This is a genomic window from Mycobacterium sp. UM_CSW (assembly GCF_000455205.1).
Lineage (GTDB): Bacteria > Actinomycetota > Actinomycetes > Mycobacteriales > Mycobacteriaceae > Mycobacterium.
This window is the reverse complement of sequence record NZ_AUWQ01000001.1, coordinates 37,638-64,185: the sequence shown is the minus strand read 5'-3', so window position 1 is coordinate 64,185 and position 26,548 is coordinate 37,638. Positions and strand designations below refer to the sequence as shown.

26 protein-coding genes and 1 other RNA gene are annotated in these 26,548 nt (G+C 66.7%); 5 read left to right on the top strand and 22 right to left on the bottom strand.

Going from position 1 to position 26,548, the window contains the following annotated elements:
- The first annotated feature begins 142 nt into the window (after positions 1 to 142).
- Entirely contained in the window at positions 143 to 1,903 is a 1,761-nt protein-coding gene (locus tag N415_RS00330) for an NAD-binding protein (RefSeq protein WP_081665000.1), read from the top strand.
- Positions 1,904 to 1,929: 26 nt separating this feature from the next.
- Here the strand turns inward: N415_RS00330 and N415_RS00325 are convergent, their stop codons facing one another.
- Positions 1,930 to 2,286, bottom strand: coding sequence for a hypothetical protein (locus tag N415_RS00325; RefSeq protein ID WP_068175738.1), 357 nt, complete (start codon positions 2,284 to 2,286; stop codon positions 1,930 to 1,932).
- 271 nt (positions 2,287 to 2,557) lie between these two features.
- On the opposite strand from N415_RS00325, the gene N415_RS00320 reads away from it, so the two are divergent.
- A complete protein-coding gene (locus N415_RS00320) occupies positions 2,558 to 3,166 on the top strand; it encodes a M15 family metallopeptidase (protein WP_239645406.1) in 609 nt (202 codons plus the stop codon).
- Positions 3,167 to 3,173: 7 nt separating this feature from the next.
- On the opposite strand, the gene N415_RS00315 is transcribed toward N415_RS00320, so the two are convergent.
- From N415_RS00315 to N415_RS00290, 6 genes are all read right to left on the bottom strand, one after another.
- Positions 3,174 to 4,697 (bottom strand): serine hydrolase domain-containing protein, encoded by a 1,524-nt coding sequence (locus tag N415_RS00315; RefSeq protein ID WP_239645405.1) that lies wholly within the window; start codon positions 4,695 to 4,697, stop codon positions 3,174 to 3,176.
- Positions 4,698 to 4,761: 64 nt separating this feature from the next.
- Positions 4,762 to 6,471, bottom strand: coding sequence for an N-acetylmuramic acid 6-phosphate etherase (locus N415_RS32445; protein ID WP_239645404.1), 1,710 nt, complete (start codon positions 6,469 to 6,471; stop codon positions 4,762 to 4,764).
- Positions 6,472 to 6,514: 43 nt separating this feature from the next.
- Positions 6,515 to 6,868: a UBP-type zinc finger domain-containing protein gene (locus tag N415_RS00305; RefSeq protein WP_068175732.1), complete on the bottom strand. Its 354-nt coding sequence runs from the start codon at positions 6,866 to 6,868 to the stop codon at positions 6,515 to 6,517.
- Positions 6,869 to 6,903: 35 nt separating this feature from the next.
- Entirely contained in the window at positions 6,904 to 7,920 is a 1,017-nt protein-coding gene (locus tag N415_RS00300) for an NADP-dependent oxidoreductase (protein ID WP_068175730.1), read from the bottom strand.
- 3 nt (positions 7,921 to 7,923) lie between these two features.
- Positions 7,924 to 8,889, bottom strand: coding sequence for an LLM class F420-dependent oxidoreductase (locus N415_RS00295; RefSeq protein WP_068175728.1), 966 nt, complete (start codon positions 8,887 to 8,889; stop codon positions 7,924 to 7,926).
- Positions 8,886 to 10,010 carry an acyl-CoA dehydrogenase family protein gene (locus N415_RS00290; RefSeq protein ID WP_068175720.1) on the bottom strand — a complete coding sequence of 375 codons (1,125 nt, stop codon included), beginning with the start codon at positions 10,008 to 10,010 and terminating at the stop codon, positions 8,886 to 8,888. The genes N415_RS00295 and N415_RS00290 overlap by 4 nt, the downstream gene beginning before the upstream one ends.
- An 80-nt stretch (positions 10,011 to 10,090) precedes the next feature.
- Between N415_RS00290 and N415_RS00285 the strand changes: the two genes are divergently transcribed.
- The gene (locus N415_RS00285) at positions 10,091 to 10,573 is read left to right on the top strand and encodes a helix-turn-helix domain-containing protein (protein WP_068175717.1); all 483 of its coding nucleotides are present in this window, start codon (positions 10,091 to 10,093) and stop codon (positions 10,571 to 10,573) included.
- 142 nt (positions 10,574 to 10,715) lie between these two features.
- Here the strand turns inward: N415_RS00285 and N415_RS00280 are convergent, their stop codons facing one another.
- Positions 10,716 to 11,906: a PE domain-containing protein gene (locus tag N415_RS00280; protein WP_081664987.1), complete on the bottom strand. Its 1,191-nt coding sequence runs from the start codon at positions 11,904 to 11,906 to the stop codon at positions 10,716 to 10,718.
- Between the two features lie 204 nt (positions 11,907 to 12,110).
- Here N415_RS00280 and N415_RS00275 point away from each other — a divergent pair, with 204 nt between their 5' ends.
- Positions 12,111 to 13,706 (top strand): protein kinase family protein, encoded by a 1,596-nt coding sequence (locus tag N415_RS00275; RefSeq protein ID WP_152531181.1) that lies wholly within the window; start codon positions 12,111 to 12,113, stop codon positions 13,704 to 13,706.
- On the opposite strand, the gene N415_RS00270 is transcribed toward N415_RS00275, so the two are convergent.
- From N415_RS00270 to N415_RS00240, 7 genes are all read right to left on the bottom strand, one after another.
- Positions 13,693 to 14,601, bottom strand: a complete 909-nt coding sequence (locus tag N415_RS00270; RefSeq protein WP_068175701.1) for a DUF808 domain-containing protein — start codon at positions 14,599 to 14,601, stop codon at positions 13,693 to 13,695. The genes N415_RS00275 and N415_RS00270 overlap by 14 nt on opposite strands.
- Positions 14,602 to 14,626: 25 nt before the next feature.
- A complete protein-coding gene (locus N415_RS00265) occupies positions 14,627 to 15,442 on the bottom strand; it encodes a crotonase/enoyl-CoA hydratase family protein (protein ID WP_068175700.1) in 816 nt (271 codons plus the stop codon).
- 77 nt (positions 15,443 to 15,519) lie between these two features.
- Positions 15,520 to 15,987 carry a glucose-6-phosphate dehydrogenase gene (locus N415_RS00260; RefSeq protein ID WP_068175699.1) on the bottom strand — a complete coding sequence of 156 codons (468 nt, stop codon included), beginning with the start codon at positions 15,985 to 15,987 and terminating at the stop codon, positions 15,520 to 15,522.
- Positions 15,988 to 16,149: 162 nt separating this feature from the next.
- Positions 16,150 to 16,881, bottom strand: coding sequence for an SDR family oxidoreductase (locus N415_RS00255; protein WP_343203444.1), 732 nt, complete (start codon positions 16,879 to 16,881; stop codon positions 16,150 to 16,152).
- Positions 16,882 to 16,910: 29 nt separating this feature from the next.
- Positions 16,911 to 17,942, bottom strand: coding sequence for a phosphotransferase family protein (locus N415_RS00250; RefSeq protein WP_068175691.1), 1,032 nt, complete (start codon positions 17,940 to 17,942; stop codon positions 16,911 to 16,913).
- Positions 17,939 to 18,529 carry a TetR family transcriptional regulator gene (locus N415_RS00245; RefSeq protein ID WP_161630261.1) on the bottom strand — a complete coding sequence of 197 codons (591 nt, stop codon included), beginning with the start codon at positions 18,527 to 18,529 and terminating at the stop codon, positions 17,939 to 17,941. Before N415_RS00245 ends, N415_RS00250 begins: the two co-directional genes overlap by 4 nt.
- Complete coding sequence (locus N415_RS00240; RefSeq protein WP_343203443.1) at positions 18,519 to 19,769, bottom strand: acyl-CoA dehydrogenase family protein; 1,251 nt, start codon at positions 19,767 to 19,769, stop codon at positions 18,519 to 18,521. The genes N415_RS00245 and N415_RS00240 overlap by 11 nt, the downstream gene beginning before the upstream one ends.
- 133 nt (positions 19,770 to 19,902) lie before the next feature.
- Between N415_RS00240 and N415_RS00235 the strand changes: the two genes are divergently transcribed.
- A complete protein-coding gene (locus tag N415_RS00235; RefSeq protein ID WP_068176126.1) occupies positions 19,903 to 20,904 on the top strand; it encodes an NADPH:quinone oxidoreductase family protein in 1,002 nt (333 codons plus the stop codon).
- A 126-nt stretch (positions 20,905 to 21,030) separates the two neighbouring features.
- Here N415_RS00235 and ssrA read toward each other — a convergent pair.
- The 7 genes from ssrA to ftsE all read right to left on the bottom strand — a co-directional run bounded on the left by ssrA (position 21,031) and on the right by ftsE (position 26,511).
- Positions 21,031 to 21,398, bottom strand: a transfer-messenger RNA (tmRNA) gene (gene ssrA / locus N415_RS00230).
- Positions 21,399 to 21,583: 185 nt separating this feature from the next.
- The gene (locus N415_RS00225; RefSeq protein WP_068175684.1) at positions 21,584 to 22,546 is read right to left on the bottom strand and encodes a hypothetical protein; all 963 of its coding nucleotides are present in this window, start codon (positions 22,544 to 22,546) and stop codon (positions 21,584 to 21,586) included.
- A gap of 148 nt (positions 22,547 to 22,694) precedes the next feature.
- Positions 22,695 to 23,540 (bottom strand): maleylpyruvate isomerase family mycothiol-dependent enzyme, encoded by an 846-nt coding sequence (locus tag N415_RS00220; protein WP_068175680.1) that lies wholly within the window; start codon positions 23,538 to 23,540, stop codon positions 22,695 to 22,697.
- A 33-nt stretch (positions 23,541 to 23,573) separates the two neighbouring features.
- Entirely contained in the window at positions 23,574 to 24,323 is a 750-nt protein-coding gene (locus tag N415_RS00215; protein WP_193376373.1) for an EamA family transporter, read from the bottom strand.
- A gap of 92 nt (positions 24,324 to 24,415) precedes the next feature.
- A complete protein-coding gene (smpB, locus tag N415_RS00210) occupies positions 24,416 to 24,925 on the bottom strand; it encodes an SsrA-binding protein SmpB (RefSeq protein WP_068175674.1) in 510 nt (169 codons plus the stop codon).
- 2 nt (positions 24,926 to 24,927) lie between these two features.
- Positions 24,928 to 25,821 carry a permease-like cell division protein FtsX gene (gene ftsX, locus N415_RS00205; protein ID WP_068175672.1) on the bottom strand — a complete coding sequence of 298 codons (894 nt, stop codon included), beginning with the start codon at positions 25,819 to 25,821 and terminating at the stop codon, positions 24,928 to 24,930.
- Positions 25,822 to 26,511 carry a cell division ATP-binding protein FtsE gene (gene ftsE, locus N415_RS00200; RefSeq protein ID WP_068131799.1) on the bottom strand — a complete coding sequence of 230 codons (690 nt, stop codon included), beginning with the start codon at positions 26,509 to 26,511 and terminating at the stop codon, positions 25,822 to 25,824.
- Between the last annotated feature and the right edge of the window lie 37 nt (positions 26,512 to 26,548).

Below are 26,548 nucleotides of genomic sequence, written 5' to 3'. Positions count from 1 at the left end.
CCACGGTGGCCGATAGTCATAGGAACGAAAAGCGAAAGGCCGAACCATGAAGACGATGTCGTCGGTTCCCCGGCTTAGGCCACAAATCGACCATCTCGACGGTCGCATGGAGCAACCCGTTTCCCAACCGGCGCGCGAGATCATGCATCGCGAAATCATCGTCGCCGGTGACGACGCTCTGTCGAGAACCATCGCCGAGGAGTTGCGAGGCGCCGGCGCGCGGATCATCAAGATCAGCACCGCCGCCGATCTGCTCGGTGCCGGAGTACATCGCGCGCGGGCAGTCGTCTGCGCCGGGCCAAACGACGCGATAAATCTCGAAATCGCATTGCTGGCAAGGCAATACAGCCCGGACGTCCGCGTGGTGGCGCGGCTGGCCAATGACGTGCTGCGCGAAGCGGTGTCGACCGTCAACGGCCCCGGCGCGATCCTGGACGTCGCCGAGCTGGCGACGCCATCGCTCGTCGAGGCGGTCCTTTCGCGCAACGCGCACCAGTTCGACACGGCCGGTATCGAATTCGTCGTCTGGGGAGCCGAGGCACCGCACGACGGGACACTGCGCGAGATATACGGCGACCTGGCACCGGTGGCGGTGGTCCACGGCAAGAAGTCACCCGCCCCCGGCGAGGTGGTGCCATGCCCCGGACGGGATCAGCGGGTCTACGCCGGCGACTGGACGTCGATGATCGGCGTCAAGGACGAGTTGGAAGCCCGGGGGATCAAGGTGCCCCCCGCGACCGCGACGCGCTCTCGCCACTCCCGGGTGCGGCGCATCATCGATGCCACGCGCGCCATGCGCGACGACATCAACCCGATGCTTTATCCCTCGTTGGGATTCGCGCTATTCCTCACGCTCGGTTCGACAGCCGTGGTGCACTTCGCCTACCGGAACCCGCGGATGTCGTGGATCGACGCCCTGTACTTCACCTCCGAGACGATTACCACCGTGGGCTACGGCGAATTCAACTTCACCCAACAACCCGTTTGGCTTCGGCTGTTCGCTGTGGGGTTGATGTTCAGCGGCGCGATCGTCACGGCCATCCTCGTCGCGTTCCTAGCGGACCTGCTGCTCTCGCGCCGCTTCGTCCAGTTGGCCGGACTCCGGCGAGCCCGGCAAATGCGCGACCACGTCGTCGTCATCGGGCTGGGTTCCGTCGGCATCCGCGTCGTGAGCGACCTGGCCGCGGCCGGATATGACGTCCTGGTCATCGAGAGCGACGAGAACAACCGCTTCCTGTCGACCGCTGCGGAACTCGACGTCCCAGTGATCTTCGGAGATCCGGCGATGCGCCAGACGCTGGAGTCGGCGCGCGTCGATCGCGCCCGAGGAGTGGCGGTGGTGACCAGCGACGACATGGAGAACATCGAGACCGGGATCGTGCTGCTCGAGATCCTCGGATCCGATACCAAGACGCCGATCGTGATGCGCGTTCAGGGCCGGGCGCTGGGCACCGCGGTGAATCGGCGGTTCGGCTTCGAAAACGTGCGGTCGATCGTCGACCTGGCGGCCCCCTGGTTCATCGGCGCCGCGATGGGCCTGCAGGTGCTGGGGACGTTCTGGGTCGGGCAGCGCTCGTTCATGGTGGGCGGGATGCTTGTGGCGGAGGGCAGCGAGCTCGACGGACTGACGATGATGCACATGTCGACGCAAACGCGCGTGATCGCGATCATCCGGCCGGAAGGACCGGTCAGGCTGCGCCCCCGCCGCGACGCCCGCCTGCAGGCGGGCGACACCGTCTACCTCATCGGCCCGTACCGCGAGCTGATCGCGACGCTGCGTAAGGGCCAGCCGCCGCCGCTTACCGCGATCAACGGCGGGACTGCGGCGACACTCGCCGCGGCGCGCTCGCCGCACAGCCGGGAACCGCGCCGGCCGCGATGGGCGCAGGAGACAGAGGTTTAAAGGCCCCGCACGCTCGATAGGGCCGCTCAGCCGGACTTTTCTTGCTCGTCGCCGTCCTCGGAGTCGTCCGACTGGTCGGAATCGTCGGACGCGTCGGAGTCCTCGGACTTGTCGGAGTCGTCGGACTTTCCCGAGTCGTCGGATTTGTCCGAGTCGTCGGATTTGTCCGAGTCCTCCGACTTATCGGAGTCCTCGGATTTGCCGGCGTCCTTGGACTTGTCGAGCTTGTCTGCGTATTTCGTCAATAGCCCACTCAATTCGCGGGCCTCGTCGGCCGCTAACAAGTCGTCGAATAACCGCTCGTCGCTCTCAGAGACGCGCTCGAGGTAGACCGCGTCGTCCTTGGTGCCGACGTCCCATCGGCCCCCTTCATGACCAGGCATCCGATGCCACCTTCCGATTACTGACGTGATTGGCCAAGCTGATGCCGGTTGTTTACCCACTTCTGCTGTAGCACAGGCTGCGATTTCCGTCCGCGGTAGCGTTGGCACCGGACTTGTCCGGGATAACGGTGAGGATTCATCTCCATTGACGCCCTTCCAGCGGCCCTGTGCCGTATTGGCGGAAGTGCTCGCGGCCGGCGTCGTGCTAGTGCAATGCACCGCCGCGCCGCCACCGCATGCGGCCACATCGTCTCCGTCGTGGTCGGCGGCCGTGTCGTCGTCACCCCCCGCGCCGTCGCCGGCGAGCGCGTCGCCGGCACCCGCGGGTGCGACGGTAGAGCCGGTCACCGCCGCAGAACTCGGCGCGACCTGGCGGCCGGGTTGTCCCGTCGAGCCCGAGCAGCTGCGACGGCTCGACGTCGACTACCTCGGTTTCGACGGCCAGACCCACCGCGGCCAGCTCGTCGTGCATCAGGAGCTGGCGCCGGAGGTCATCGCGATCTTCGAGCAGCTTTACCGGCTGGGCTATCCGATCGAGAAAATGCAGACGGTCGACCACTATTCGGACGCCGACGACGAGCTGTCGATGGAGGACAACAACACGTCGGCGTTCAATTGCCGACTCATCCCCGGAACCAATGAATGGTCACCGCACGCTTACGGGCGGGCTATCGATATCAACACGCTCGTCAACCCATGCCTCTACGCCAACGGGTATTTCGAACCGCGGAACGCCGCGGCTTATTTGGATCGCACCCGCACCGACCCGGGACTCCTTCATATCGGCGACCCGGCGGTGCGTGCCTTCACCGACCGTGGTTGGCGGTGGGGTGGCGAGTGGTCCGCTCCCCTCGACTATCAACATTTCGAGCGGACCTGAAGGCCCCTTAAAGACCCAACGCCCGCGCCGCCGCCGTCGCCACTTCGCCGCGCAAATCCGAGATCGGTTCACTGCCCCGCGTGTGGATCGAGTTGGCGAGCAGAACTACGTAGGTATCGGAGCGCGGGTCAAGCCAGAGTGAGGTTCCGGTGAACCCGGTGTGGCCGAAGCTGCCGATCGGAAAGATCATGCCCCGCGCCATCGAAAGGGGCGTATCGATATCCCAGCCAAAGCCGCGCAGGTTTTGGCCCGCGATCGCCGGATAGCGCGCGGCGAGCAGCGGATATGCGGGGCTTCGCCGCATTGCGAGGGCTTGGCGGGCGGCGTCGTTGGCCGCCTGGAGCTGCTGGGGCGTATGGCCCGGCTGCTGCGGAGTGGTCATCAACTCCAAAGTCGTTTGCGCCAAGGGAAATTCGCTGGGACGGCCCGCAAGCCGATCGAGCAGCGCCTGCGCGTAGATGCCCACATCGTGCGCCGTCGAAAAAACCCCGGCATGCCCGGCCACTCCGCCCATGCGCCGCGCCGTCGTGTCCTGCACGGTGCCCCGAATCAGGTAATCGAGATCGGGATTCTTGCCTGGATCGGCCCGGCCATCTTCGTCGCGCGCCGTCGGCGCGATGCGCGGCAAGAGGTCCATGCTCCACGCGCCCGCGGGACATCCGTTCGGAGTTGACGGGCCGGCCCATCCAATCGCGGCTCCCCGGACCGTGTGCGGGCCACAGGCTTTGTCCGCGGGGAGGTAGCGGGTGTCTTGCATGCCAAGAGGTGCGAGCACGTGTTCGGCAACGTAATCGTCTTCCGCCTCGCCGGTGATTTTCTCGATCAGCGCACCGAGCAGGATGAAGTTGATGTCGGAGTAGCGGAAGACCCCGCCGGGTTCCGACTCCAGCGGCGTCGTGAGCGCGCGATGGATGCCTTCCGCTTTGTTCGCTTCGTCCAGTCCCCATGGATCTTTGAGTTCGACGTCGCCCGTTTCGCCCGACGTGTGCGTCAGCAACATGCGAACGGTTACCTTTGCGCGCCGTGGGTCGTCCGTCGCGTTGAAGTCAGGCAGGTACTGCTGCACCGGGTCGTCGAACTGAACCTTGCCTTGTTCGTAGAGCTGCATGACGGCAGGGGCTGTCGCCAGGATCTTCGTCAGGGACGCCATGTCGAAGAGCGTGTCCTCGGTCATCGGCTCGGCCGGTGCGGGCGATCCGTCCAGCCCGGGTTCACCGGCGAGTTTGCGCGAGCCGTACGCCTGGTGGAAGACGACCTGTCCGGCGTGCCCGATCACGACCACGGCACCGGGCAGCCTGTTCGCGGCAATCGCGTCGTTGATCAGCTTGGAAACCGTTGCGAAATCAGGTGCCGGGGCCGCGTCGGGCGGTTTGGAGAGGGTTGGGAAGCTGGGCGCGGGAGCCGCGGCGGGCAACGGCGCCGGCGTCGTCGGCGGTGGCTGCGAACTGCCGATTACCGCCGTCTGCGATACATGGGCATGCGAGCAACCCGCCACGAGTACGACGGCTCCGACGGCGATGGCCCTTCGCATGCGCTTCATGTTGATCCCGCCATGATGTTGGGTCCGACAGCAAGGCTTGTCAAGGAAGCGGATTTCATTGCGGCGCACCCGTAATGAGCGCGTCCCGCACGCGTCCGCGGGCCCGGTCGAGCCGACGGGCGGCCTCGGCCGCGTCGACGCCGGCGAGCAGCGTGACGATCGCGGTCTTGGCGTGGCCGCCCGCGGCGGCGAGCGCGGCGACCGCGGCCTCTTCGTCGACCCCGGCCGCGTCGCGGACGATGCGCACGGCGCGGCGACGCAACTTGGCGCTGGTGGTGCGGACATCGACCATCCGCGGCCCGTAGGCTTTGCCGAGCGCGATCATGACGCTGGTCGAAAGCGCGTTGAGCACCACCTTCTGAGCCGTCCCCGCGGTCAGCCGGGTCGAGCCGGCGAGCACCTCCGGTCCGGTCAACAGCTCGACCATTATGTCGGCGGACGCCTCGCTGCCCGGGTTGTTGACGATCGCGACCGTCAGCGCTCCCACCGCTCGCGCATGCTCGAGCGCCCCCAGCACGTAGGGTGTCCGGCCCGACGCCGTGATCCCGACCAGCGCGTCGGCGGCGCTGAGATCGGCGAGATCGGCGGGGTCGAACGCGTCCTCGGCACCCTCGATCGCCTCGGTCAATGCCGCGCTCCCGCCGGCGATTACGCCACGCACGAGGTCGGTGCCGAACGTCGGCTTGCACTCGGCGGCGTCGAGCACACCCAGGCGTCCGGGTGTCCCGGCCCCGACATAGATCAGGCGGCCTCCCCGCTCGAGCCGCGCGACGATGGCTTCGGCCGCCGCGGCGATCCGCGGGACCGCCGCCGCAACCGCTGCGTGCGCCTCGCCCTCGGCGGCGACGAGCAGCGCCACGACCTCGCCGATCGGCCTCAGGTCCAGGTCGTCGAGGCCGGGTCGGGAACCCTCGGTGGCGAGCGCGTCGAGCCCGTTCCGGGGGGCGGCCGCCTGCACGCGGATCACGTGCGGCTCGTGAATCGCGGCGAGCCGCAGCGCGCCGTCGAGCGCGTCGCCGGCGGCCGGGATCAAGTCGAGCTGTTTACGCAGCGCTTCCACCCCCGCCAGGCCGCCGACCATCGCGACCGGCCCATCCCCGGCCGCGCGGGCGGTCGCGCTAAGCGACTCGGCGGCGGCGCCGACGATCGCCGACGCCACCGGGTCGTCTTGCGCGGCGAGGACGGCGGGCGCGAACGACGCGACCGCCGCCGCGTCAGTGAGCTGCGCCGGCCACGATTCGGGCGCACCGAATCGGGCGCGGGCGGCGTCCAGCAGCGTGGTGGACGGGCCGCGGCCGTCGTGGGCGCGCAGCGCCGCGCGCAGGCCCGCGGCGCCGATCCACGCGCCGCCTCCCTCGTCGCCCAGCCACGGGCCCCAGCCGTCGGCGGTGCGCAGCGCGCCGTCCGCGCCGATCGCGAGCGCCACGACTCCGGTCCCGGCGACCAGCACGACGCCCGGCTTGCCGTTCAGCGCGCCCGCGTGGGCGATCACGCTGTCACCTGTCACGGCGACCCGCTCGGCCCGCAGCGACGTCAGCAGCGACTCGGCCAGCGCGCGCGCCGCGGCCGGCGCATTCAGCGCCCCGGCGGCCCCCACGATCACCTCGTCGACCGGTCGGAAATCTCGCGCGACGGCGAGGATCGCCGCCTCCGCGGCCCGCACGCCGCCGGGCGTCGCGAGGCCGGGCGCGCCCGCCCCCTCGGTCCTCCGGCCGTCGCCGCAGGCGCGACACGACGTCTTGCCCAGGTCGATGGCGAGGATCATTGGACCCATATTTTCATCGCGGGTCAGCCGCTGACTGTGGGGCTCAGTCGTGTTGCTGACGGAGCAGTTCGGCCCAGTTGCGCGGCACCCGATTGCGGGGACCTGGGGCCGTCTGGTCCCGGGGACGGCATTCCGGCGGGGAGAGTTGGGGACCCTCGTAGTAGTCATTGGCCTCGTAGTCCCAAAACCAATCCTCGCCCGGCTCGAATGATCGGATGATCGGGTGCCCACTCTCTCGCCAGTGCTTCGTCGCGTGCCGTGCCAGCGAATCGTCGCAGCAACCGACGTTGCCGCAGGCGGCGCACCGCCGCAGGTGCACCCACCAGCCGCCGGTGGCATCACACTCGGCGCAGCCGGTCCCACTGGGCGGCACCGATGGATCGACAGCAGCAGTCATCGCGCCTCCCGGAACAATGTGCCAATAATCGAGCCCTAGCGAGGGCCGTCGAGCGCGAGAACCAGTTTGCCGGTGTTATGCCCGCGAAACAACGCCAACAAGACCTCGGGAAAGTTGCCGACGTCGCCGTGGATGACCTGCTCACGCGAACTCAACTCGCCGCTGCGAAGCCAATTCGCCAGCTGCGCAACGGCTTCGCCGTATCGATCGGCATAGTCGAAGACGACGAAGCCGGTCATCGATGCCCGCGCGACCAGCAGCTGCATGTAGTTCGCCGGGCCGCGGCGTTCGCTCGCGGTGTTGTACTGCGAAACAGCCCCGCAGATGACTACACGCGCGCCGCGCGCCAGCCGGGACAGCGCGACCTCCAGGGCCTCTCCCCCGACGTTGTCGAAAAAGACGTCAATGCCGTTGGGAGCGTGCGTCTTCAGCTCCGCACGAAGGTCGCCGGCCTTATAGTCGATGGCGGCATCGAATCCGAGCTCTTCCACGAGCCAACGACACTTGTCCGCGCCGCCGGCGATGCCGATCACCCGACAACCGTTGATCCGGGCGATCTGCCCGACGATGTTGCCCACCGAACCGGCGGCCCCGGAGACGACGACCGTCTGGCCCGGCTGCGGGCGACCAACGTCGAGTAGCCCGAAGTAGGCCGTCAGTCCGCTGCCGCCGAGGGCGCCGAGATGCACCGGAGCGGGCGCGAGGGTGGTGTCGACCGAGGTTACGCCGGCCCCATCGGAGAGCGCGTAGCGCTGCACCCCGAACATGCCATACACCTCGTCGCCGACCGCGAAATCCCCGTTACGCGAATCGATCACGCGCCCGATGCCGCCAGCACGCATGACCTCGCCGATCCCGACTGCCGGCACGTATGACCGCCCCGCGTTCATCCACGTCCGCATCGCCGGATCGACCGACAAGTACTCGACGCGCACGAGGAACTCGCCGTCCGCGGGACTTCCGGCGGGCTCTTCGGTGATCTGCCAATCCGACGGCTTGGGCAGGCCGCTCGGACGCGCGGCCAGGCGGCATTGGGTGTTGATGAGCGTCAAAATTCACCTCTTCTGGATAGCGCCGAGGGTTTCCCGTCCGCCCGGGTCTTCGGCGGTCGAGGGCACCACCGCGACGCAGTCGGCGCCGGCTTCGCGGTAGGCGTCGAGCCGTTCGGCGACTCGATCGGCGGTCCCCAATGCGCCCACCCGGTCGGGCAATTCGACGGGAATGGCTGCGGCGAGTTCGCGGCGGGTGGCACCGGCACGAGCCTTGCCGACGAGGTCGGCAAAGCCCAAGGCGCTGAACATTTCCCCGTAGCCGGGCGGGCCGAGATATACCGCCAGCTGAGCGGCCAGCTGGGCGTGCGCGGCGGCACCGGGGTTGAGCGCGGCGGGCACCCACACCGTCAGGCGCGGGGCGGGGCGCCCGGCAGCGGCGGCTGCGGCGTCGATCGCCTCACGAACCCCGGCGACGCGGGCCGTCGAGGCGAGGTTGAGCACGACCTCGTCGGCGCGCCGCGCGGCCAGGCGGATCATGCCAGACCCAAACGCCCCCAAAGCAATTCGCGTATCGGGACGCGGATCGCGCAGCCGAAACCCATGACTGCCGACGTGCCGGCCGCTGTACTCGACGCGCGTGCCCGTCAATATCGCCCGCAGACATTCGATGGTTTCCCGCATGACAGGGACGTGGTGCGCCCATTCACGGTCATGCCAGCCGGTCACGATCGCCGGACTGGAGGCCCCCAACGCGATGTCGACCCGGCTACCGGTGAGGGAGGCGACCGAACTGACACCCAGCGCCAGTCCCACCGGGCCGCGAACACCAACGGCCAGCGGCCCGATCTTCAGCGTCATGCCGGGCGCGCGCAGCCCGACCGCGGTCGCGAGCGCGAACGCGTCATAGGTGGCCATCTCGCCGATCCACACCGCGTCGAAGCCCGCATCGGACGCCGCCAGCGCAACGTCCATTGCCTCGTCGTCGGGCCGGTCCAGCCAGAACGGCAGGGCGACTTCGATGCCGGTCACAGCATCGACGCGTCGGAGGGCACGTCGAGCAGGACCCGGCCGGGCAACTCGCGCGATGCCTCGTTGACCTGGAAGTGGGCGGTGGCCGTGAACGCGTCGCGCAACCGGCGCTGCAGGGGTGCGCTGTCATAGATCGCGCTGCCACCCGCCAGGTCATACATGGTGCGCACCACGTCGGCCGACGTCCGCACTGCATGCGTGGCCGCCAGCCGGAGCCGGTTGCGCATTGCCACCGGCACCGCGTCAGGATTTTGGCTGGCCCGCCAGGCCTCCTCGATTGCCTCGTAGTACAGCGCGCGGGCGGCGCCCAGCGTGGCCTCGGCGGTCGCCACCGCCGCCTGGGTCGCCGCCCGTTCGGCCAGAGTCCGCGTCGCGCCCAGTCCCTTCTTGGCGCCGGCCAGCTCGACGAGATCGTCGATCGCGGCCCGCGCATTCCCCAACGCGGCCGCACCGATGCACAACGCGAAAAATCCGAACACCGGGAAGCGATACAGCGGGCGGTCTATCACCGGCCCGTCGAACACCGAGAGCACGCGATCGGCCGGCACAAAGACCTCCTCGGCGACGGTGTCGTGGCTGCCGGTGCCGCGCAGGCCCAACGTGTGCCAGGTGTCGAGCACCTGCAGGTCGTCTTTGGGTAGCGCGACGACGGAGGGCACGCGCTGCTCGTCGACGAAGCAGCCGGCGAACATCATGTCGGCGTGGTTGATCCCGCTGCAGAACGGCCATCGCCCGGACACCACCACCCCGCCGTCGACCGACCGGGCCTTGCCGCGCGGCGCCCACACCCCCGCCGCGACGCCCCGGCCGCCGCCGAACATCTCGCCGCGGCTCGACGCCGGCAGGTAAGCGACCAGCAGCGCGCTGGTGATCGCGATCGACACGCACCATCCGGCCGATGCGTTGCCGCGCGCCACCGCTTCGGCGCACCGCAGCGCCGGTCCGGGCGCCAGCTCCAGCGCCTCGACCTCCCGCGGCATGGTGGCGCGCAACAGCCCGGCCTCGCGCAGCCGGGCTACCAGTTCGTCCGGAAGTCGGCGATCGCGGTCGATCTCGGCCGACATCTCCCCGGCCGTCAACGCGATCTTCTCGGCGAGGGTCTCGGTGTCGCTATGAGTCATTGGGGCTCCCGGTGGCTGTAGTGGTTCAATTACGTTACCACCTATGGTTCAGCAATTGAACCGGGTACAGTTATTGAACTATGGCCGCCGATCTGTCCCACCGCTTCGAAGGGGAGTCGGTCGGGCGTGCGCTCGAATTGGTGGGCGAGCGGTGGACGCTGCTGATCCTGCGCGAGGCGTTCTTCGGGGTGCAGCGCTTTGGTCAGCTCGCGCGCAACCTCAACATTCCGCGGCCCACGCTGTCGTCGCGGCTGCGGATGCTCGTCGATGTGGGCCTTGTTGACCGGGTGCCCTATTCCCGGGATCCCGAGCGACACGAGTACCGGCTCACCGATTCGGGACGGGAACTCTTCGGGGCGATCGTCGTGCTCATGCGGTGGGGTGACGAGCACTTGCCGAACCCCGACGGGCCACCGATCGTGCTGCGCCACCAAACCTGTGGCGAGTCCATCGAGCCCCGCCTCATCTGCGCGCACTGCGGCGACGAGATCACCGCACGCAATGTGACACCCGAACCCGGGCCGGGCTTCCGCGCCCACCAGGCATCGCGTAGCCGGCCGTGACTGGCTCAGAGGGCCGCCTGCGAGACGACATTTCCCGTGAGCGGATCTTGCTTTGTACTGCTGCTGAGGATTCCGCCGTCGACGGCGGGCCAGCTAGCGCAATGGACTAGTTAAATCCCCCGCGCGCTTACGTGGCTCAAGGTCAGTGCACGAGACCGAGTTCCTGATCGATCTGCGCCCAGTAACGGGGGCCGGTCGGGGTCAGCAGAATCCAGTCGTGAACTTGGCCCTGCGCAAGCACGAAGCCCATCGGGGCCCCGTCGGCCAGGGCTATTTGCTGGAGGGCAAGCGTCTCGTTGTAGAGGGAATCGAACGAGCCCGAGTAGACATATGTCGGGGGCAGGCCGGTCAGCGGCCCGTACAGCGGACTCACCTCGGGATCGGTGATGGAAAGGCCGCCCGCCCACACCCTGCCGATCTGACCCCCGTCGTGCGCCAGGTCGAGCCAGGGAGAAAGCAGGACCATCGACGACGGCACCGGTTGACCGTGGGCCACCAGGTATTTGGCAGCCGCCAGGGCGAGGTTGCCGCCCGCGGAGTCACCGGTCACGCTGACGTGCGAGGCACCGTGCAGGGTGATCTCCTGCGAGATGAGGCCGGCGATATTGGGCACCACGGTGTTGGCGGTGCCGCCCTGCTGCAGCAGCGGGTAGATCGGCACCTCGATGGTCGCGCCGGTCTGATAGGCCATCACCGTGTAGTCGATCCAATGGAAGATCGACGGCGGCAAGATGAACGCGCCACCATGAATGGCCACCACGTAATCGCCGTTCGGATGAGCCGGCGTGATCTGCACGACGGGCATCCCGTTATAGGTGGTGTGCTGCACCGTTTCTCCGAGCAGCAACGTCAACAACCGCGGCGGGTTGTTGGTTCCGATGATGCCCGTGAACGGATTGTCGCCGGTAAGCAGCGCCAACAGGGGTGAATGCGGGTCTGCGAACAGAACATCGAATCCCTGGCTGACACCGTTCCCCAGCGCCGTGGGGATCTGCTGGATTTCCTGCTGCACACCGAGCAGCGCCTGCTCGAGCGCCGCCAAAGGCGATGCGTTGGCCGCCTCGGCGGCGGAGTACGCGCCGGATGCGCCGCTCAAGGCCTGCACGAACCGGTTGTGGTAGGCCGCCGCCTGCGAACTGAGGGCCTGATAGCCCTGGCCGTGCGCGGAGAACACGGCGGCGATCGCCGCGGAGACCTCGTCCTCGGCCGCGGCCAACACCTCCGTGGTGGCGCCTGCCACGCCGCGGTTTGCCGTCGCGACCACCGAACCAATCGAAGCCACGTCCGTGGCCGCGGCGGACATCACCTCTGGCAACGCAACAACATACGACACCGAGCCGCTCCCATTACCGATCGCCGAATAGCCTGAGCCTATGCCCGCGCCGCGGAGTCAGGGGCAAGTTTGCGAGTACCTCTGCCCCCTGCGAATACAGGGTTTAAGAGTGTCCACCCCCGGCTATGTATGGATGACCAATATCAGCGTCCGTGCGCGTCCGGCCGATGCGGTCGATGAGCACCGCGGGAGCGAGACGAAGCGATGACCGCCACGCAACCGGTTACACCTGATCCGCCGACGACTGACATTCCTCGCTACTGGGCAGAGCCGTATTCGCCCCGAGAAAAGGCGCCCCTTGTTGCCGGTGCCACGATCGCGGGCGGCCGGATTCGGCTAATGATCTTCTACGGCAAATCTTCGCATCTTCAGTTCTGGCAAGCCGCTGACACGGTCACGGGGCAACATCTGGCCGTCACGGTGGTCGACTCCGAGAACTCGCTCCCGACCAGCACTGTCGACGCGATTCTTTCCAACACCTCAAGCCTGCGCGGCATCGAGTCGCCGGGCTTGGCGAGGGTAATTGATGTGGGACGCGACTGGTGCGGCGGAGTAGTTGTTTCCGACTGGACGCGCGGTGCCACGCTGAAAGAAGTAGCCCGCACGCAGCCGTCGCCCGTCGGGGTCGCAGACGCGGTGTTATCCCTGGCGGAGACCGCCGACGTCGTGCACGGGGCAGGTTTCGCGTTGTCAATCGACCATCCCGAGCGAATCCGCGTCAGCGTCGACCGGCGCCTGGTGTTGGCTTTTCCGGCGACCATGCCAAATACAACGCCGCGGGATGACCTTCGGGGCATCGGTGCGGTCATGTATGGATTGCTTGTCAACCGCTGGCCCTCCAAAGTCGGTGCCCCGGTTGAGGATTGGGAGAGCGTCGAAACCGATGCAGAGGGCCTGATCCCAGCGCCCGCGGTCCTCAACCCGCAAGTTCCGTTCCTGATTTCATCCACCGCCGCGGGGCTAGTGCGTGATGGCGACGGCATCCGCAGTGCCAAGACGATTTCGACGCTGCTGCGTGAGGCCAGCGACGACGCCAAGAATTACGCGGGGCCCTCCACCACTCGCGAGCTGCTCTTACCTCCACCGCCCGGCTGCTATGCCAGCTTTCGCAATTTCGGACCGGCCGAAAAGGCCGAATACGCGCGCCGTCAGCTGTTGAAAACAATGCTAGGGACAGCGGCGGCTGTCGTTCTCGTCGTGTTGATGACGTTCGCTAGCGCAATCAGTCGGATTGTGGGCGCCGTCAACACCGACGCAGCGATGCACCCGGACAGGCTGGGACTCCAGACCACCACGCCGAGTCCGGCGTCGCCGGCAGCGCCTCCGCCTGCGGCACGAAGTGGAACGGTAAAGCCGCTCAAAGCCTCAGTCTTTTCACCCGGCGGCTCCCCGGACAGCCCAAACTCGGCCGGGCTGGCGATTGACGGTAATCCCGCCACGGCGTGGTCGACCGACACTTACTTTGACCCCGAACCGTTCCCAAAGTTCAAGGACGGGGTCGGATTACTGTTGGAACTTCCCGAACCGACATCGCTGAGTGCCGTGACCGTCGACCTGGACAGCACCGGCACGGTTGCACAGATACGGTCATCGGCGGGCGCGGCTCCCGCCAAGCTCAGCGACACCGCCGAACTCAGCCCGCGAACCGGGTTGCGGCCCGGCCACAACGTCATCTCCGTGAACAAGCCCGCCCCGGTGACCGTCGTGGTGCTGTGGATAAGCACCCTCGGCAGCACTGGCGGGAAAAGCCACTCCGACATTTCCGAGGTAACGCTTCAGCGGGCAGTCAGCCCAAGGTGATGAACAAAGCAGTCCGGATCCGCTTGGACAGTCGTATGAGCGCGAAGACCACGAAACCGACGACCAGTCCCACCACCGCGGACACTCCGGTGTCGACCAACCAGCCCAGCACCGCACCAAAAGACTTGGCGCTGTTGCGAACCTGATCCTCGGCATGGTGGAGCAGGTCATACGGCGGGTGCCAACCGAGGCGGTCGCTCCCCGCCAGCAGTATGTGGCCCCCGACCCAGAGCATCGCCAGCGTGCCGACGGCTGAAAGCGCCGAGAGCACCATGGGCATCCCCGCGACGAGACCTCGGCCGACCCGTTGCCCGATTCGGGATCTGGTCTCGGTGAGGCGCAGGCCGACGTCGTCCATCTTGACGATGACGGCGACGACGCCGTACACGACGACGGTGAGGACCAAGGCGACGACGATGAGAATGATGAGCCGCGGCACCAACGCCTGGTCGGCCACCTCGTTGAGGGCGATCACCATGATCTCGGCGGACAAGATCATGTCGGTCCGGATCGCCCCGCTCACCACTTCGTGCTCGGCGACCGGCGGAGCGTCGGCATCATGACCGCGGATGCTGTCCCAAATCTTCTCGGCGCCTTCGTAACACAGGTAGGTGGCGCCGAGCATCAAGACCGGGGTCAGTAGCCGCGGCGCGAACTGACTGAGCAGCATCGCGACCGGCAGGATCACCACGAGCTTGTTACGCAGGGATCCGATCGCGATGCGTTTGATGATCGGCAGCTCGCGCTCGGCGGCGATGCCGTGGACGTATTGGGGCGTCACCGCGGTGTCGTCGATGACGACCCCGGCGGCCTTGGCGGTCGCGCGGCCGGAGGCGGCGGCGAGTCGTGCGAGGACCGCGACGTCGTCGAGTAGTCCGAACAGGCCGGCGCTCATCGCGTCTCCCCGATCGCGTGGGAGGTTATGCGGGGTCGGCTGCGGGGTTGGCGAAGACGGGTTGCTCCCCGGACATTCCGGCGACGACGGCAGCGATCTGGTTGGGCGTGCCGATCAGCCCCCTTTGCAGAACTGATTCCCGCGCAAGAGCCGTCGCGGGTTCGTCGCTCATCCATGTCTCGTTGTAGAGGCGCTTCGCGGCCCGGACGGCATCCGGTGACTTCAGCGCGATCTCGCCCGCGAGTGCCAGCGCCGCCGACAGCGGATCCGCGGCTGTCCGGGTGACCAAGCCGAGCTCGGAACCCTCGCTGCCGGAAACGATACGGCCGGTGAACGTCAACTCCTTCGCGACGTCGATCGGTAGAAGTCTCGGCAGTGTCTGCGTGATGCCCATGTCGGGAACGAGGCCCCACTTGATCTCCATGATGCTCAGCCTCGCGTCCGGCGCCGCGATCCGGATGTCCGCGCCGAGCGCGATCTGCAGACCGCCGCCGAAGCAGTTGCCGTGGATCGCGGCGATGACCGGCGCCGGTACCAACGACCAGTCGTAGCTCACGCGCTGAGCGAGGTTCGCGGGCCGGTCCTGGTCTCTGTCCAACAGGACGCCGGTGCCACGTTCGCCACCCATGAAACTCGCGACGTCCAAACCCGAGCAGAAGCTCTTGCCCTCACCGTGCAGAACGACCGCGCGGACCGACGTATCACCGGCCAGCTTCTCCGCGGCGTCCACCAAGGCTTCGAACATCGCTTGGTCGAGCGCGTTGTGTTTGTCGGCGCGCACCATCGTCGCCGTTGCCACGCCGTTGTCCGCGGCCCGCACACGGACCCTGTCCTCGCTCACGCTTAGCAATCTATCGGGCCGGCACCCGACCAAGTCGGCCGCGGCAACCAAAGGTGGAGCTGCCGGAAATCGAATAGCTAACCGGGCAGACCCACTCGCAGCGCAAGGTGCTCATCGAGTATCCGGCGCAGCGCAGCGTCCATCGGATGAGCGGATGCGAGGTCGCGGCCGAACCGATTGTCCACCGCAACCGCCGCGCCTTCGCGCAACTCGGCGGTGTCGACCTGATCGACGAAGGGATCGAACAACGCGGGCGGCGTGGCCAGGTAATACAGCGCCCGGCGCGACTCGGTCAACCCGACCGCATACATCAGTCCGTGTTGGGTGATCACGAAGAGTTCGGAGGTGACCCTGGCGTTCGGGGTCTCGGTCTCGCCCCATGCCATTGCGGCGCGCCGGCTCTGCGCCAATCGATCCGGGACGTGGTCAGTGAGCGTGAGCAAACTATCGACGAGTGCTCCGCCGGTTCGCGGATATGCGCCGATCGCTGGTCCGAAGTACCGCTGGAAGATCTCGCCGAAAAAGTCGTACTGTTGCTCGCTCATCGCGCACTCCCGGGTTTCAGACAGGCCCTTCAATTGTGCGCCCAAAATCGTCAGCTGGGCAGCACGAGTTTGGCCAGGACGGCGACCTCGCTGATGTCGACGTCCTTCAGCCGAACGGCCCACCCGCGGCATCAACAACGGGCCGCGATCGCGGCCAGCGCGTCATACAGCGACGCCGCCGTCGACGGTCATCAGTGATCCAGTGGTGTAGCTCGAAGCATCGGACAGCAGATAGATCACGGCGCCGACGATTTCGTCAGGACGTCCTATCCGGCCCAGTGCGATGGGTCGCAGGATGTCAGGCAGGAGTGCAGCGTCCCGCACGAAGCCCGAAGCCGCGTCGGTGTCAAAGGTTCCGCAGATGATTCCGTTGACTCGAACACCCACTTGCGCGTATTCGATGGCGGTCGCGGTGGTCAGCGCGTTCAACCCCGCCTTGGCCGCGGCGTAGACCGTGGTGACGGGCGTGGGTCTTACCGACGCAAGCGAGCTGACGTTGACGATCGATCCGCCGCCGGTGCGGGCCATGGCCGTTGCGACCAGCGCCGTCAGGCGCGTCGGCCCCTTGAGGTTGACGCCGATCACCTTGTCGAACAAGGTCTCTGAGGTCTCCAACAGCGACGGAGCCAATGGACTCATCCCGGCATTGTTCACCAGGCCGTCGAGCCGCCCCCACCGCGCGGCGGCGGAATCGACGACGGCATCCAGCGTGTCCCAGTGACCGACATGGCAGGCCAGCGGATGAGCGTGACCGCCCGCATCGGTGATCCGGGCGGCGAGTTCTTGGCACGCTGACACCTTTCGACTGGCGACGATCACCCGCGCCCCGCGCTGCGCGAGGCCGAGGCTCATCGCGGCGCCGAGGCCCCGGCTGCCACCGGTGATCAGCACCACGCGGTCACTGACGTCGAACAGTGGATCGGTCATTGCGCGAACCTTTCGGCGCGCAGGAGGAGTTGGTCGGCGATAGGCCCGAATAGCTCGTGCAGCGGGTTGCGGGATTCACCACGAAGGAACGTTGCGTAGGAACCTTCGAGCACGATGGCGAGCTTCCACGCGCTGAACGCCTGATACCACCCGAATAGGGACAGGTCGCGTCCCGTGGCATCCGCGTAGCGGTTCACCAATTCCGAAGGCGGCTGGCAGGATTCGGACGCCATGCCGTTGGGCGTGCCCGGGGCGGCCAGGGCGATGGAGTTGCCCTCTTCTGGCCAGAAGATCATGGCCCACGCCAGGTCGATGAGCGGGTCGCCGACGGTGGTCATCTCGAAGTCGACGACGCAGGCGACCCTCGGTGGCGCGGCCGGCGCCCAGATCAGGTTGTCCACCTTGTAGTCGCCGTGCATGACGGTCAGTTCGCCGTGTTCGGGCATGTTCGTCTGCAGCCAGCGCGCGATGTCGTCGACGCCGGCGAGGCTGCGGACCCGGTAGCTGTCGAGTTGAGTCATCCAACGATCGACCTGCCGGTCCAAAAAGCCCGCCGGGCGCGATATCTCGGCAAGCACTGTCCTGGTCCAGTCCACCGCGTGCAGATCGACGAGCGTGTCGATGAGTTGCTCACCGATCAGCCGCTGCGAGCCGGGGTCGTCGCGCAGCTGCGATGGCAATCCGTTTCGGCGGATGACGCCACCGTCGACGAAGGACATCACGAAGAACGGAGCCCCGAGGACGCTGACGTCTTCGGTCCACGCCAGCACGTGAGGCACCGAAACCCGCTGTTCCGCCAGCGACTCCATGATGCGCGCCTCGCGAACGACTTGGTGGGCCGTATCGGACACCGCGGTCCGCGGGGCGCGCCGCACCACCCACGATTCACCGAGCCGGTCGACGCGGAACATCTCGCAGCTACCGCCCCCGCGAATCGCCGTCACCTCGAGATTGGCATGCTCGCCAGTTCTTTCCGCCAACCATGCGGCGAATCGGGGAATGTCGAAATCGACCGGCGGCGCGCTCATCGCGTTTCCTCGTCGCGCCGGATGCCCTCGATGAGGTATCCGATGTGGGCCGTGAACAATTCGTCGATCTCGCCGGACGTCACGCCGGCCGGGTCACTGCCGGCCAGTCGGTTCCGTCGTCGAGACCGTGTGGCCGATGGGGGGTGATCCATGGCGACGAAACCCACGGTCGCCCACGTCAGTAGCCGGCACGCGCGCACCGCTGCGTCCTTCGAAATTCCGTCGCGACGCATGCATTTGAGCAGCGGTCTGGTTGCCTCCAGGTATGTCGGCCGCTTCACCTGCAGAAAGAGCCCGCTGTCGGCGGCCTTGGTGAGGCGCCGGCGCATCTGCTGCGTCCAGCGTCGGGCGTAGTCCGGCCAGGGTTCGTCGGGCTTCACGGCAGGCGCGAGGTCGGCCAGGAAGTGCTCGGCGATCGCATCCAATAGTGCGTCCTTGTTGCCGATCCGCGCGTATACCGGGGGCGGGGTCACGCCCAGCCGACCGGCCACGTTGCGCATGCTCACCGCATCGAGGCCGCCTTCGTGCAGGATCTCCACCGCGGCGGCCACGATCTGCTGCGCGTCGAGCTCTATCTCATTGGGCACGTACACCTGCTGCCTCGCACAATTCGGACCATTTCCGTTGTGCGGCAGGTCGACGCGAGGGCAGGTGCTCGGTTGGCCACCCCTCGACGGGTCGGTACTTCTTGAGAACGTGACGCGCCAGCACGGACTTGTGCAACTCGTCCGGGCCATCGCCGATCGAACCGAAACGGGTCATGCGGTACCACTGCTCGACGGGCAGATCGCCGGAATATCCCAAGGCTCCGCATACCTGGATTGCCCGGTCGAGCACCGCCAGCACCACCTTGGACACATGTGCCTTGACCATGCCCAGCTCGGCGCGCACCGCGCTGGCCCCGTCACGATCCATCTTCCACGCGGTCTGGAATGTCAGCAGGCGCGCGGCTTGAATCTCCATGTGCGATAGCGCGATATAGTCCTGCACCATCTGGTGCTCGCCGAGCAGCCGGCCGTGCGATCGCCGGGACACCGCCCGCTCCCCCATGATGTCCAGGGCACGCTGGGCTTGACCGAGCCAGCGCATCGCATGATGAATGCGGCCGCCGCCAAGTCGCTGTTGCGCCAACCGGAACCCCTCGCCGCGGGCCCCGATCAGATGATCGCCGGGCACGCGGCAATCGTCGAAAACCACCTCAGCGTGGTTGCCGCGACGGCCAAACTCGGGATTCGGGTGAGCCATCGTGGGAATCTCGCGCAGGATCTGCAACCCGGGCGTGCCCGCCGGCACCACGAAGATCGAGGCGTGCCGATGCGGACGACCGGCCGGATCGGTCTCGGCGACAACCAAAATGATGTCGGCGCACGAGGCATTGGTGGTGAACCACTTGTGCCCGTTGATAACCCAGTCGTTGCCGTCGAGCACCGCCGTGGTTTCGATCACGGTCGGATCGGCACCAGCGAGGAAAGGCTCGGTCAAGGCGAATGCGCTGGAGATCTCCCCGCGCAGATTCGGATACAGCCACCGCTGCTTCTGGGCTTCGTCGGCGCCGTGGGCGAGCAACTCCATGTTGCCGCTGTCGGGTGCCTGCACGCCGAACAACTCCATCGAGACCATGCAGCGGCCGATGATCTCCGACATCAGCGCGAGCTTGAGCTGACCCGAGCCCGAACCGCCGAGGCTGGGATCGAGAAACATCCCCCACAGGCCCTGGGACTTCACGCGGTCCTGCAACATGCGCTTGACCGCCGCCCATTCCGAGGCAGGCAGCTCCGCGAGGATGGGTTCGAGGGGGATGACCTCGGTGTCGATGAATTCGCGCATCCACGCAAGCTTCTCGTCGAACTCGGGGTCGGTCTCGAAGTCCCACGCCATCCTCGACCCCTTCCAATCGATCAAATCACAGTGTAATCATGGTGTGATCGTCGTTGGCAATACCGTCGACCGGAGGACTCCGATGAAGGCGTGGCAGGTGGATGGGGCCGGCGAGCCCGCCGAAGTCATGCGGCTGGTGGAGCGGCAGCTCCCCGATCCGGGGCCGGGCCAGGTGAAGGTCCGGGTATCCGCGGCAGGAATCGGATTGCCGGACGTCCTGATGTGCCGCGGCACCTACCCGCTGACGCCCCCGGTGCCGTTCACACCCGGACAGGAACTGGCCGGCACGGTTGTCGCGGTCGGTTCCGGCGTCGACTTGTCCCTCGGCACCCGGGTCATGGGTGTCAGCGACTTCATGAACGGCAACGGCTCGTTCGCCGGCGAGGCCCTCGCCTTGGCAGACACCGTCCTCCCGATCCCCAATGCCATGGATGATGTTGCCGCCGCTGGCTTTTGGATCCCCAACATGACCGCGTGGATCGGGCTGGTCGACCGAGGTCAGCTTCGGGCAGGCCAACGGCTCGTGGTCCTCGGTGCCGCCGGGGGCAGTGGAATCGCCGCGGTTCAGCTGGGCAAGGCGCTCGGGGCCGAGGTCGTCGCGGTCGCGGGCGATGAGTCCCGGGCCGAATTCTGCCGGTCATACGGTGCCGACGATGCGGTGGTGTGCAGTGGCGACATTGCCGCCGATGGACGGCCGCTCGCCCAGGTACTACGCGAGCTCAGCGATTGGCATGGTGTCGACATGATTTTCGACCCCGTCGGCGGCGTGCAAGGAACAAACGCGATGGGCGCACTCGCCCGCGACGGCAAGCACCTCGCCGTCGGATTTGCAAGCGGCACGTGGCCGACCGTCAACGTGCAGATGATGACGCTGACCAACACGTCACTGGTCGGAGTCCTCGCCGCCGGCTATTCGCGAGAGCACATTGAGGGAATTCTGCACGGCCTGACGGCCATGGTGAACCGCGGCGAACTTCGCCGAACCGTCCTAGAGACGGTGCCTTTCGGCGAGGTCCCCGCGGCGCTGACGCGGGTCGCGGCCCGAACGACGCTAGGGAAATGCGTTGTTGAAATCGCCAGGTGAGTGCAGGCGGGCAGGCTTCACCGGTCGCAACGGCCTAGGGGGTCATTCGCGCCATGCGACCGTCTGAACCACCGCTAAAAAACAGAAAACTAGCCAGGACTTTCGATACTGACTAGTTTTCTTCTGTTGTGGAGCTGCCGGGAATCGAACCCGGGTCCTACGGCATTCCCTCAAGGCTTCTCCGTGCGCAGTTCGCTATGCCTCTACTCGGATCTCCTGGTCACGCGAACCAGCCAGGATGACGATCCCAGTCGCTGTGTATGTCCCGATGAGTCCCGCGACCGGACTCACCGGTGGATCCCTCTAGCTGACGCCAGGCTCCGGGTCGAGGGCGTTCCCGGTCTGACGGACTAGCTGTCGCTTAGGCAGCGAGAGCGTAGTCGCGCTGATGTGAATCGGCGCTTATATGGTTGCAACGACGCTTACGGTGGTCTCTTGCCTGCACCGGCACGCTTCCCTTGATTCGATGCGCGAAGTCGAAACCTTTCAGCCCCTTGTCTTTGTTGCTTCGAGCATCCCCGCCGATTTTCGGCAGGACAATCAATGGTACGCGGTAACCAACAACGGGCAACGGAATTAACTTCCCGCGCCGACCGCCCCGACCGCCAAAAGCCGAGTACCCCCCGGTCGGGCGACTGCAGGGGGTACTCGGTGCCGAGACGGCGCTTTTGGGTATCGGTTACTTGATGCCGACGACGTCCTGCGCGATGGCGGCGACGTGGGTCTGCGCAGCGGAAACGATGCGTTGCCGGTTCTTGTGCGCCTCCTCGTAGGCGATGATCGCCCGAACGTCGCTGGGGTCCGTCAGCTTTCTGATCGCGGCCACCGCCTCGTTGACGTTGAGGTCGTCGTACTTGCGGATCGGCAGCTCCTTTGCGTCCAAGACACCGGCGGCCGTCCGGCCCGAGTGCAAGGCGCTGGCGGCCCCGTCGGCCCCCTCGGACCGGGTGACCCGCTCGGCGGCCTTCAGCGCCGCGCTCTGGGAAGCAGACAGCGCCTTCGCCGCGATCTCGCCGGCGTGGCCGCCCCGCTTGACCAGGTCGTTGAACGCCGGACCCGCCGAGCGCATCGCCTCAACGGTCCGGTCGACCCCCCGCGCCGACCACGCTGCCGGCAGGTTGACCAGCCTCACCGCGGTGCCGGCGGCCGCCTGCAGCGGCGTGCGGCGCAGCGCGGCCGGCCCGCCAAGCGCGTCCTCGGCCAGCACGGTCGTGAGCCAGTCCACGGTCGCCGAATGGGCAGTGATCAGGCGCTCGGCCAAATTCTCGATGTCCTGGCGCTTTGCGGCGACGGCCAGCGCCTTGAGGTACCGAGCGCGGTCCAACAGCTGGTCCTCGAGCGCGAGATCGCCCAGCAGCGCCTCGTCGAACGGTTGCGCCTGCTCGGTCAGCGCCTTGACTGCCGCGGCGGCACGACCCAGGAACGGACCGATGACGTCGGGGTAACCCCCCACCTTGCGGATCGCGGACTCAAGGGACTCGGCGCGCTTGCGGGCATTGGCCGCGTTCTGCGACAGCTCACGGCGCACGGCGTCGGTCCGCGCCTGGACAACGCGGGTTTCCGCGATCTGGATCTCGGTGTTGGTCAAGTCGAGCAGCGTGCGCAGCTGCGCGAGCAAACGGGTGGTGTCGGGTGCAGTCATTCCTGTCGGCCTCCTGGCGTTGACGATTTTGATATCGGCGCGAGGTGCGCCTGTAAGTTCCGGCTACCCGATCGGCCCCGGAGAACAAACCCCCGCGCGCCGGGTGTGAGATGTCGCTTCGCTTGTCGCGCGTGCGCCAAATATGGTCTTAGATCACGAAATTGAGGTTTTCAACGATCTGCCTGGCGATGTCTTTGTCGCCGCCCAGCTCGATGTCCTGGGCGCGCGCGGGGCACATGGGACGCCCGCCCGCCAGCCTGGTGAACTGCAGCCCGTCCAGCCGAATCGTCACCGTCGGGTCCTGGCCGCCGAAGTCCTCGACCAGCTGGGCGCGACCGTCGACGCTGACACGAATGTCGCGGGCCACCGGGCCGGTCAGCTCGAACAGGATGCGCGAACCGTCGGGCGCCTTGCCGCGCTTGCCGACCACGTAACCCATGGTGGCCGCGATCTCGTCGAGCGAAAGCTGTGACGCGGGCCCGACGAGCTCGCTCTCGGACGACGGCCGCGACAGCGCCTCGCGGATGTCCTGCTCATGCATCCAGCAGTCGAACGTGCGCACCCGCATGAACCGGCCGTACGTTTCCGGGCCCACCGGCGTCGGCATCACCGCGTTCCACTCCTCTTCCGACATGCCGGCCAGCGCCTTGCGTCGATCGGCGGTGATGTCCCTGAACCGGGCGAGCACTTCCGCGCCCGACTCCCCGCTGAGGTGGCGCACCCAGCACTCGTTCATCACGCCAATGTCGTTGCGCACGTGGTCGAGCGCCGACACGTCGATATCGGGCTGCGGGGCCGCGATGCCGGCCAGGAACGACTCGGTGCCGATGATGTGCGACACCACGGCCTTGACGTCCCAGCCCGGTAGCGGCGTCGGCGCCAGCCAATCGCCCTCCGGCAGCCCGTCGAGCAGCGCGTCGATGGAGTCCCACACGGCGAAGAGCCCGGACAGGACGTCGGATTTATCCAGCTGCGTGACGGGGCGGTCGGCCATGGACGGATAGTAGGCCGATCGCGAGCCGATCCGTTAGCTTGCGGCGATCATCGCCACGGAACCCATGGCCATCACCATGCCGACGCCCTGGCATCGGCTCACCCGCTCGCGCAGCACCACCATCGCCAGCACGACCGTCGCCGCCGGGTACAGCGAGATCAAGATGCTGGCCAGCGAGAGCAGCCAGGTGTGCAGCGCCAGCAGCATGGTCACGTTCGCGCAGATGTCCAGCACGGCCACGCCCAGCGCCAGCTTCAGCGGCTTGCCGGCCGGCATCTTCAGGTTCTTGCTCATCGCGGACATCGCGAAGACCACCGCGGAGGCGGACAGCCGGGCGAACACCAGCGGCCAGAGTTTGGTCTCGTGCGGCGCCTGATGAAGAAACACCAGGTTCAGCCCCATCGCCGAGCCCGCGACCACCGTGAGCCAGGCGACCTTCGGGGTGAATCGATACGGCGTCACTCCCTCGGTCGCGGCTTCGCGGCTGACCAGCATGACGGCGACCAGGGCCAGCACCACGCCCAATGAGGCCGCGCGACCCGGCCGCTCCCCCAGCGCCACACCGACCGCCACCGGTACCGCGGCATTGAGCACGGCGGCCAATGGAGAGACCACCGATATCGGGCCGGCGCCCAGCGCGGCGAAAAACGCCCACATCCCGAACGCCATCCCGACGCCGTACAAGCAGCCCCACACGACCGCGCCGGACTGAATCGGGCCGCCCACCACGACGGCCAGCAGACCGAGCAATACTGCCTCGACCGGGTAGGCCACGAGCATCACTCGCAGCGCCGCTACCCGTCGAGCGGCCACACCGCCCACGAAATCGCTGACGCCGTACGTAACGGCCGACAGCTGGGCGTAAGCCGCCCCGATCAGTTCATGCCCTTGGCGCGTCGCCCCAGTTCGCGAAGCACTTCGCGTTGGGCATCGCGCTGGGCCATGTCCTGACGTTTATCGTGGGCCCGCTTGCCTCGTGCCAGCGCGAGCTCAACCTTGACCTTGCCCTCGGAGAAGTAAAGTGACAGTGGCATCAGGGCGAGGTTACCATCTCGTATCTTGCCGACCAGTCTGTCGATTTGTTGCCTATGTAACAACAACTTTCGGTTGCGACGCGGATCATGGTTGGTCCAGCTACCGTGCTGATACTCCGGAATGTGCAAGTTACGCAACCAGACTTCGCCGTCATCAATGGTTGCGTAGGCATCGGCCAGAGAGGCGTGCCCTTCCCGCAGGCTCTTTACTTCGGTGCCCTGCAAAGCGACTCCCGCCTCGAAAATCTCGAGGATCGAATAGTTGTGCCGCGCTTTGCGATTGGTGGCCACGATCCGTTTGCTGCCGGGCTTGTCGCCGGCCGCCTTGGCCCCGCGGGAGTCCTTGGCCACAGCTACCGCCGTACGTACAGGCGCAACGTCACGTAGGCGGTCAAGGCGGCCATCGACACGCCGAGCAGAAACAGCCAGGGCGAGATGTAGACGATGTCGGCGTAGTCGACCCGTGCGATCAGGTTGGCCTGGTAGAACTGGTTCAGCGCGTTGTCCAAAAACGTTGCCCGTACCAGGATTAACCCCGCGACCGAGATCGCGACACCGACCGCCGCGGCGACCATCGCCTCGACCAGGAACGGCAGCTGGGTATACCAGCGGCTCGCGCCGACCAGGCGCATGATCCCGATCTCCGTGCGGCGCGTATACGCCGCCACCTGGACCATGTTGGCAATCAACAGGATCGCGCCGACGGCCTGCACCAGGGCGACGGCAAACGCTGCCTTGCTCAGCCCGTCCAGGACCGCGAACAGGCGGTCGATCAAGTCTTTCTGGTTGAGCACCGAAAGCACCCCGGGCTGTCCCTGCATTGCAGAGTCAAAGTCCTTGTGCTGCTCGGGATTGTCCAGCTTGACGATGAACGAGGCTGGGAAGGAATCCTTTCCGGCAACGTCTTTGTACTGCGGGAACTTCCGGATCGCGTCGTCGTAGGCGTCCTGACGGTTGAGGAAGCGCACCGATTTGACGTCTTGCCGTGCTTCGATCTTTTCCCGCAGCGCCTTGCACGGGTTGGTGCCGCAGGACGGGTCGTTCGCAGACACGTCCTCGGTGAGGAAGACCTGCGTCTCGACGCGGTCCAGGTAGATGGCGCGGGAATGGTCGGCCAAGAGGACCACCAGCAGCCCGCCGCCGAACAGGCCGATCGAGATCGCGGTCGTCAGGATCATCGCGGCCGTCATCGTGACGTTGCGACGAAGGCCGGTCAGGACCTCGCTGAGCAGGAAGCCGAAGCGCACTTAGCGATCCATCCCGTAGACGCCGCGCTGCTCGTCGCGAACCAGCCGGCCCAGCGACAGCTCGACTACCCGCTGCCGCATGGAGTCGACGATGTGGTGGTCGTGCGTCGCCATGAGCACCGTGGTGCCCGTGCGGTTGATCCGCTCCAACAAATCCATGATGTCCTTACTGGTGTCCGGGTCGAGGTTGCCGGTCGGCTCGTCGGCCAGCAGCACCAGCGGGCGGTTGACGAACGCGCGGGCGATGGCGACCCGCTGCTGCTCGCCGCCGGACAACTCGCCCGGCAGCCGGTTGGCCTTTCCGGACAGCCCGACCGTCTCCAGCACCTCGGGCACCGTCCGGTTGATCGCCTCCCGGCGCTTGCCGATGACCTCCAGCGCGAAAGCGACGTTTTCGTACACGGTCTTTTGCTGCAACAGCCGGAAATCCTGAAATACGCAGCCGATGACCTGACGCAGCTTCGGTACGTGGCGTCCGGGGAGCTTGTTCACGTGAAACTTCGATACCCGGATGTCACCGGTGTTCGGGCTCTCCTCGGCCAGCAGAAGCCGCATGAACGTCGACTTGCCCGACCCCGAAGGGCCGATCAGGAAGACGAATTCACCCTTGTCGATTTTGACGTTGATGTCGTCCAGCGCCGGACGAGCCGACGCTTTGTACTTCTTGCTGACGTTGTCAAGGGTGATCATCACGGCACGCCAGTGTAGCCGTGAATTTCGCTGGCGA

Excerpts from the sequence above, each read along its gene's own strand:
- N415_RS00330 (WP_081665000.1), top strand. The coding sequence starts at position 143 with ATGCATCGCGAAATCATCGTCGCCGGTGACGACGCTCTGTCGAGAACC.
- N415_RS00325 (WP_068175738.1), bottom strand. The coding sequence starts at position 2,286 with ATGCCTGGTCATGAAGGGGGCCGATGGGACGTCGGCACCAAGGACGAC.
- N415_RS00315 (WP_239645405.1), bottom strand. The coding sequence starts at position 4,697 with ATGCGAAGGGCCATCGCCGTCGGAGCCGTCGTACTCGTGGCGGGTTGC.
- N415_RS32445 (WP_239645404.1), bottom strand. The coding sequence starts at position 6,471 with ATGATCCTCGCCATCGACCTGGGCAAGACGTCGTGTCGCGCCTGCGGC.
- N415_RS00305 (WP_068175732.1), bottom strand. The coding sequence starts at position 6,868 with ATGACTGCTGCTGTCGATCCATCGGTGCCGCCCAGTGGGACCGGCTGC.
- N415_RS00290 (WP_068175720.1), bottom strand. The coding sequence starts at position 10,010 with ATGACTCATAGCGACACCGAGACCCTCGCCGAGAAGATCGCGTTGACG.
- N415_RS00285 (WP_068175717.1), top strand. The coding sequence starts at position 10,091 with ATGGCCGCCGATCTGTCCCACCGCTTCGAAGGGGAGTCGGTCGGGCGT.
- N415_RS00275 (WP_152531181.1), top strand. The coding sequence starts at position 12,111 with ATGACCGCCACGCAACCGGTTACACCTGATCCGCCGACGACTGACATT.
- N415_RS00270 (WP_068175701.1), bottom strand. The coding sequence starts at position 14,601 with ATGAGCGCCGGCCTGTTCGGACTACTCGACGACGTCGCGGTCCTCGCA.
- N415_RS00260 (WP_068175699.1), bottom strand. The coding sequence starts at position 15,987 with ATGAGCGAGCAACAGTACGACTTTTTCGGCGAGATCTTCCAGCGGTAC.
- N415_RS00250 (WP_068175691.1), bottom strand. The coding sequence starts at position 17,942 with ATGAGCGCGCCGCCGGTCGATTTCGACATTCCCCGATTCGCCGCATGG.
- N415_RS00240 (WP_343203443.1), bottom strand. The coding sequence starts at position 19,769 with ATGCGCGAATTCATCGACACCGAGGTCATCCCCCTCGAACCCATCCTC.
- N415_RS00235 (WP_068176126.1), top strand. The coding sequence starts at position 19,903 with ATGAAGGCGTGGCAGGTGGATGGGGCCGGCGAGCCCGCCGAAGTCATG.
- N415_RS00225 (WP_068175684.1), bottom strand. The coding sequence starts at position 22,546 with ATGACTGCACCCGACACCACCCGTTTGCTCGCGCAGCTGCGCACGCTG.
- N415_RS00220 (WP_068175680.1), bottom strand. The coding sequence starts at position 23,540 with ATGGCCGACCGCCCCGTCACGCAGCTGGATAAATCCGACGTCCTGTCC.
- ftsE (WP_068131799.1), bottom strand. The coding sequence starts at position 26,511 with ATGATCACCCTTGACAACGTCAGCAAGAAGTACAAAGCGTCGGCTCGT.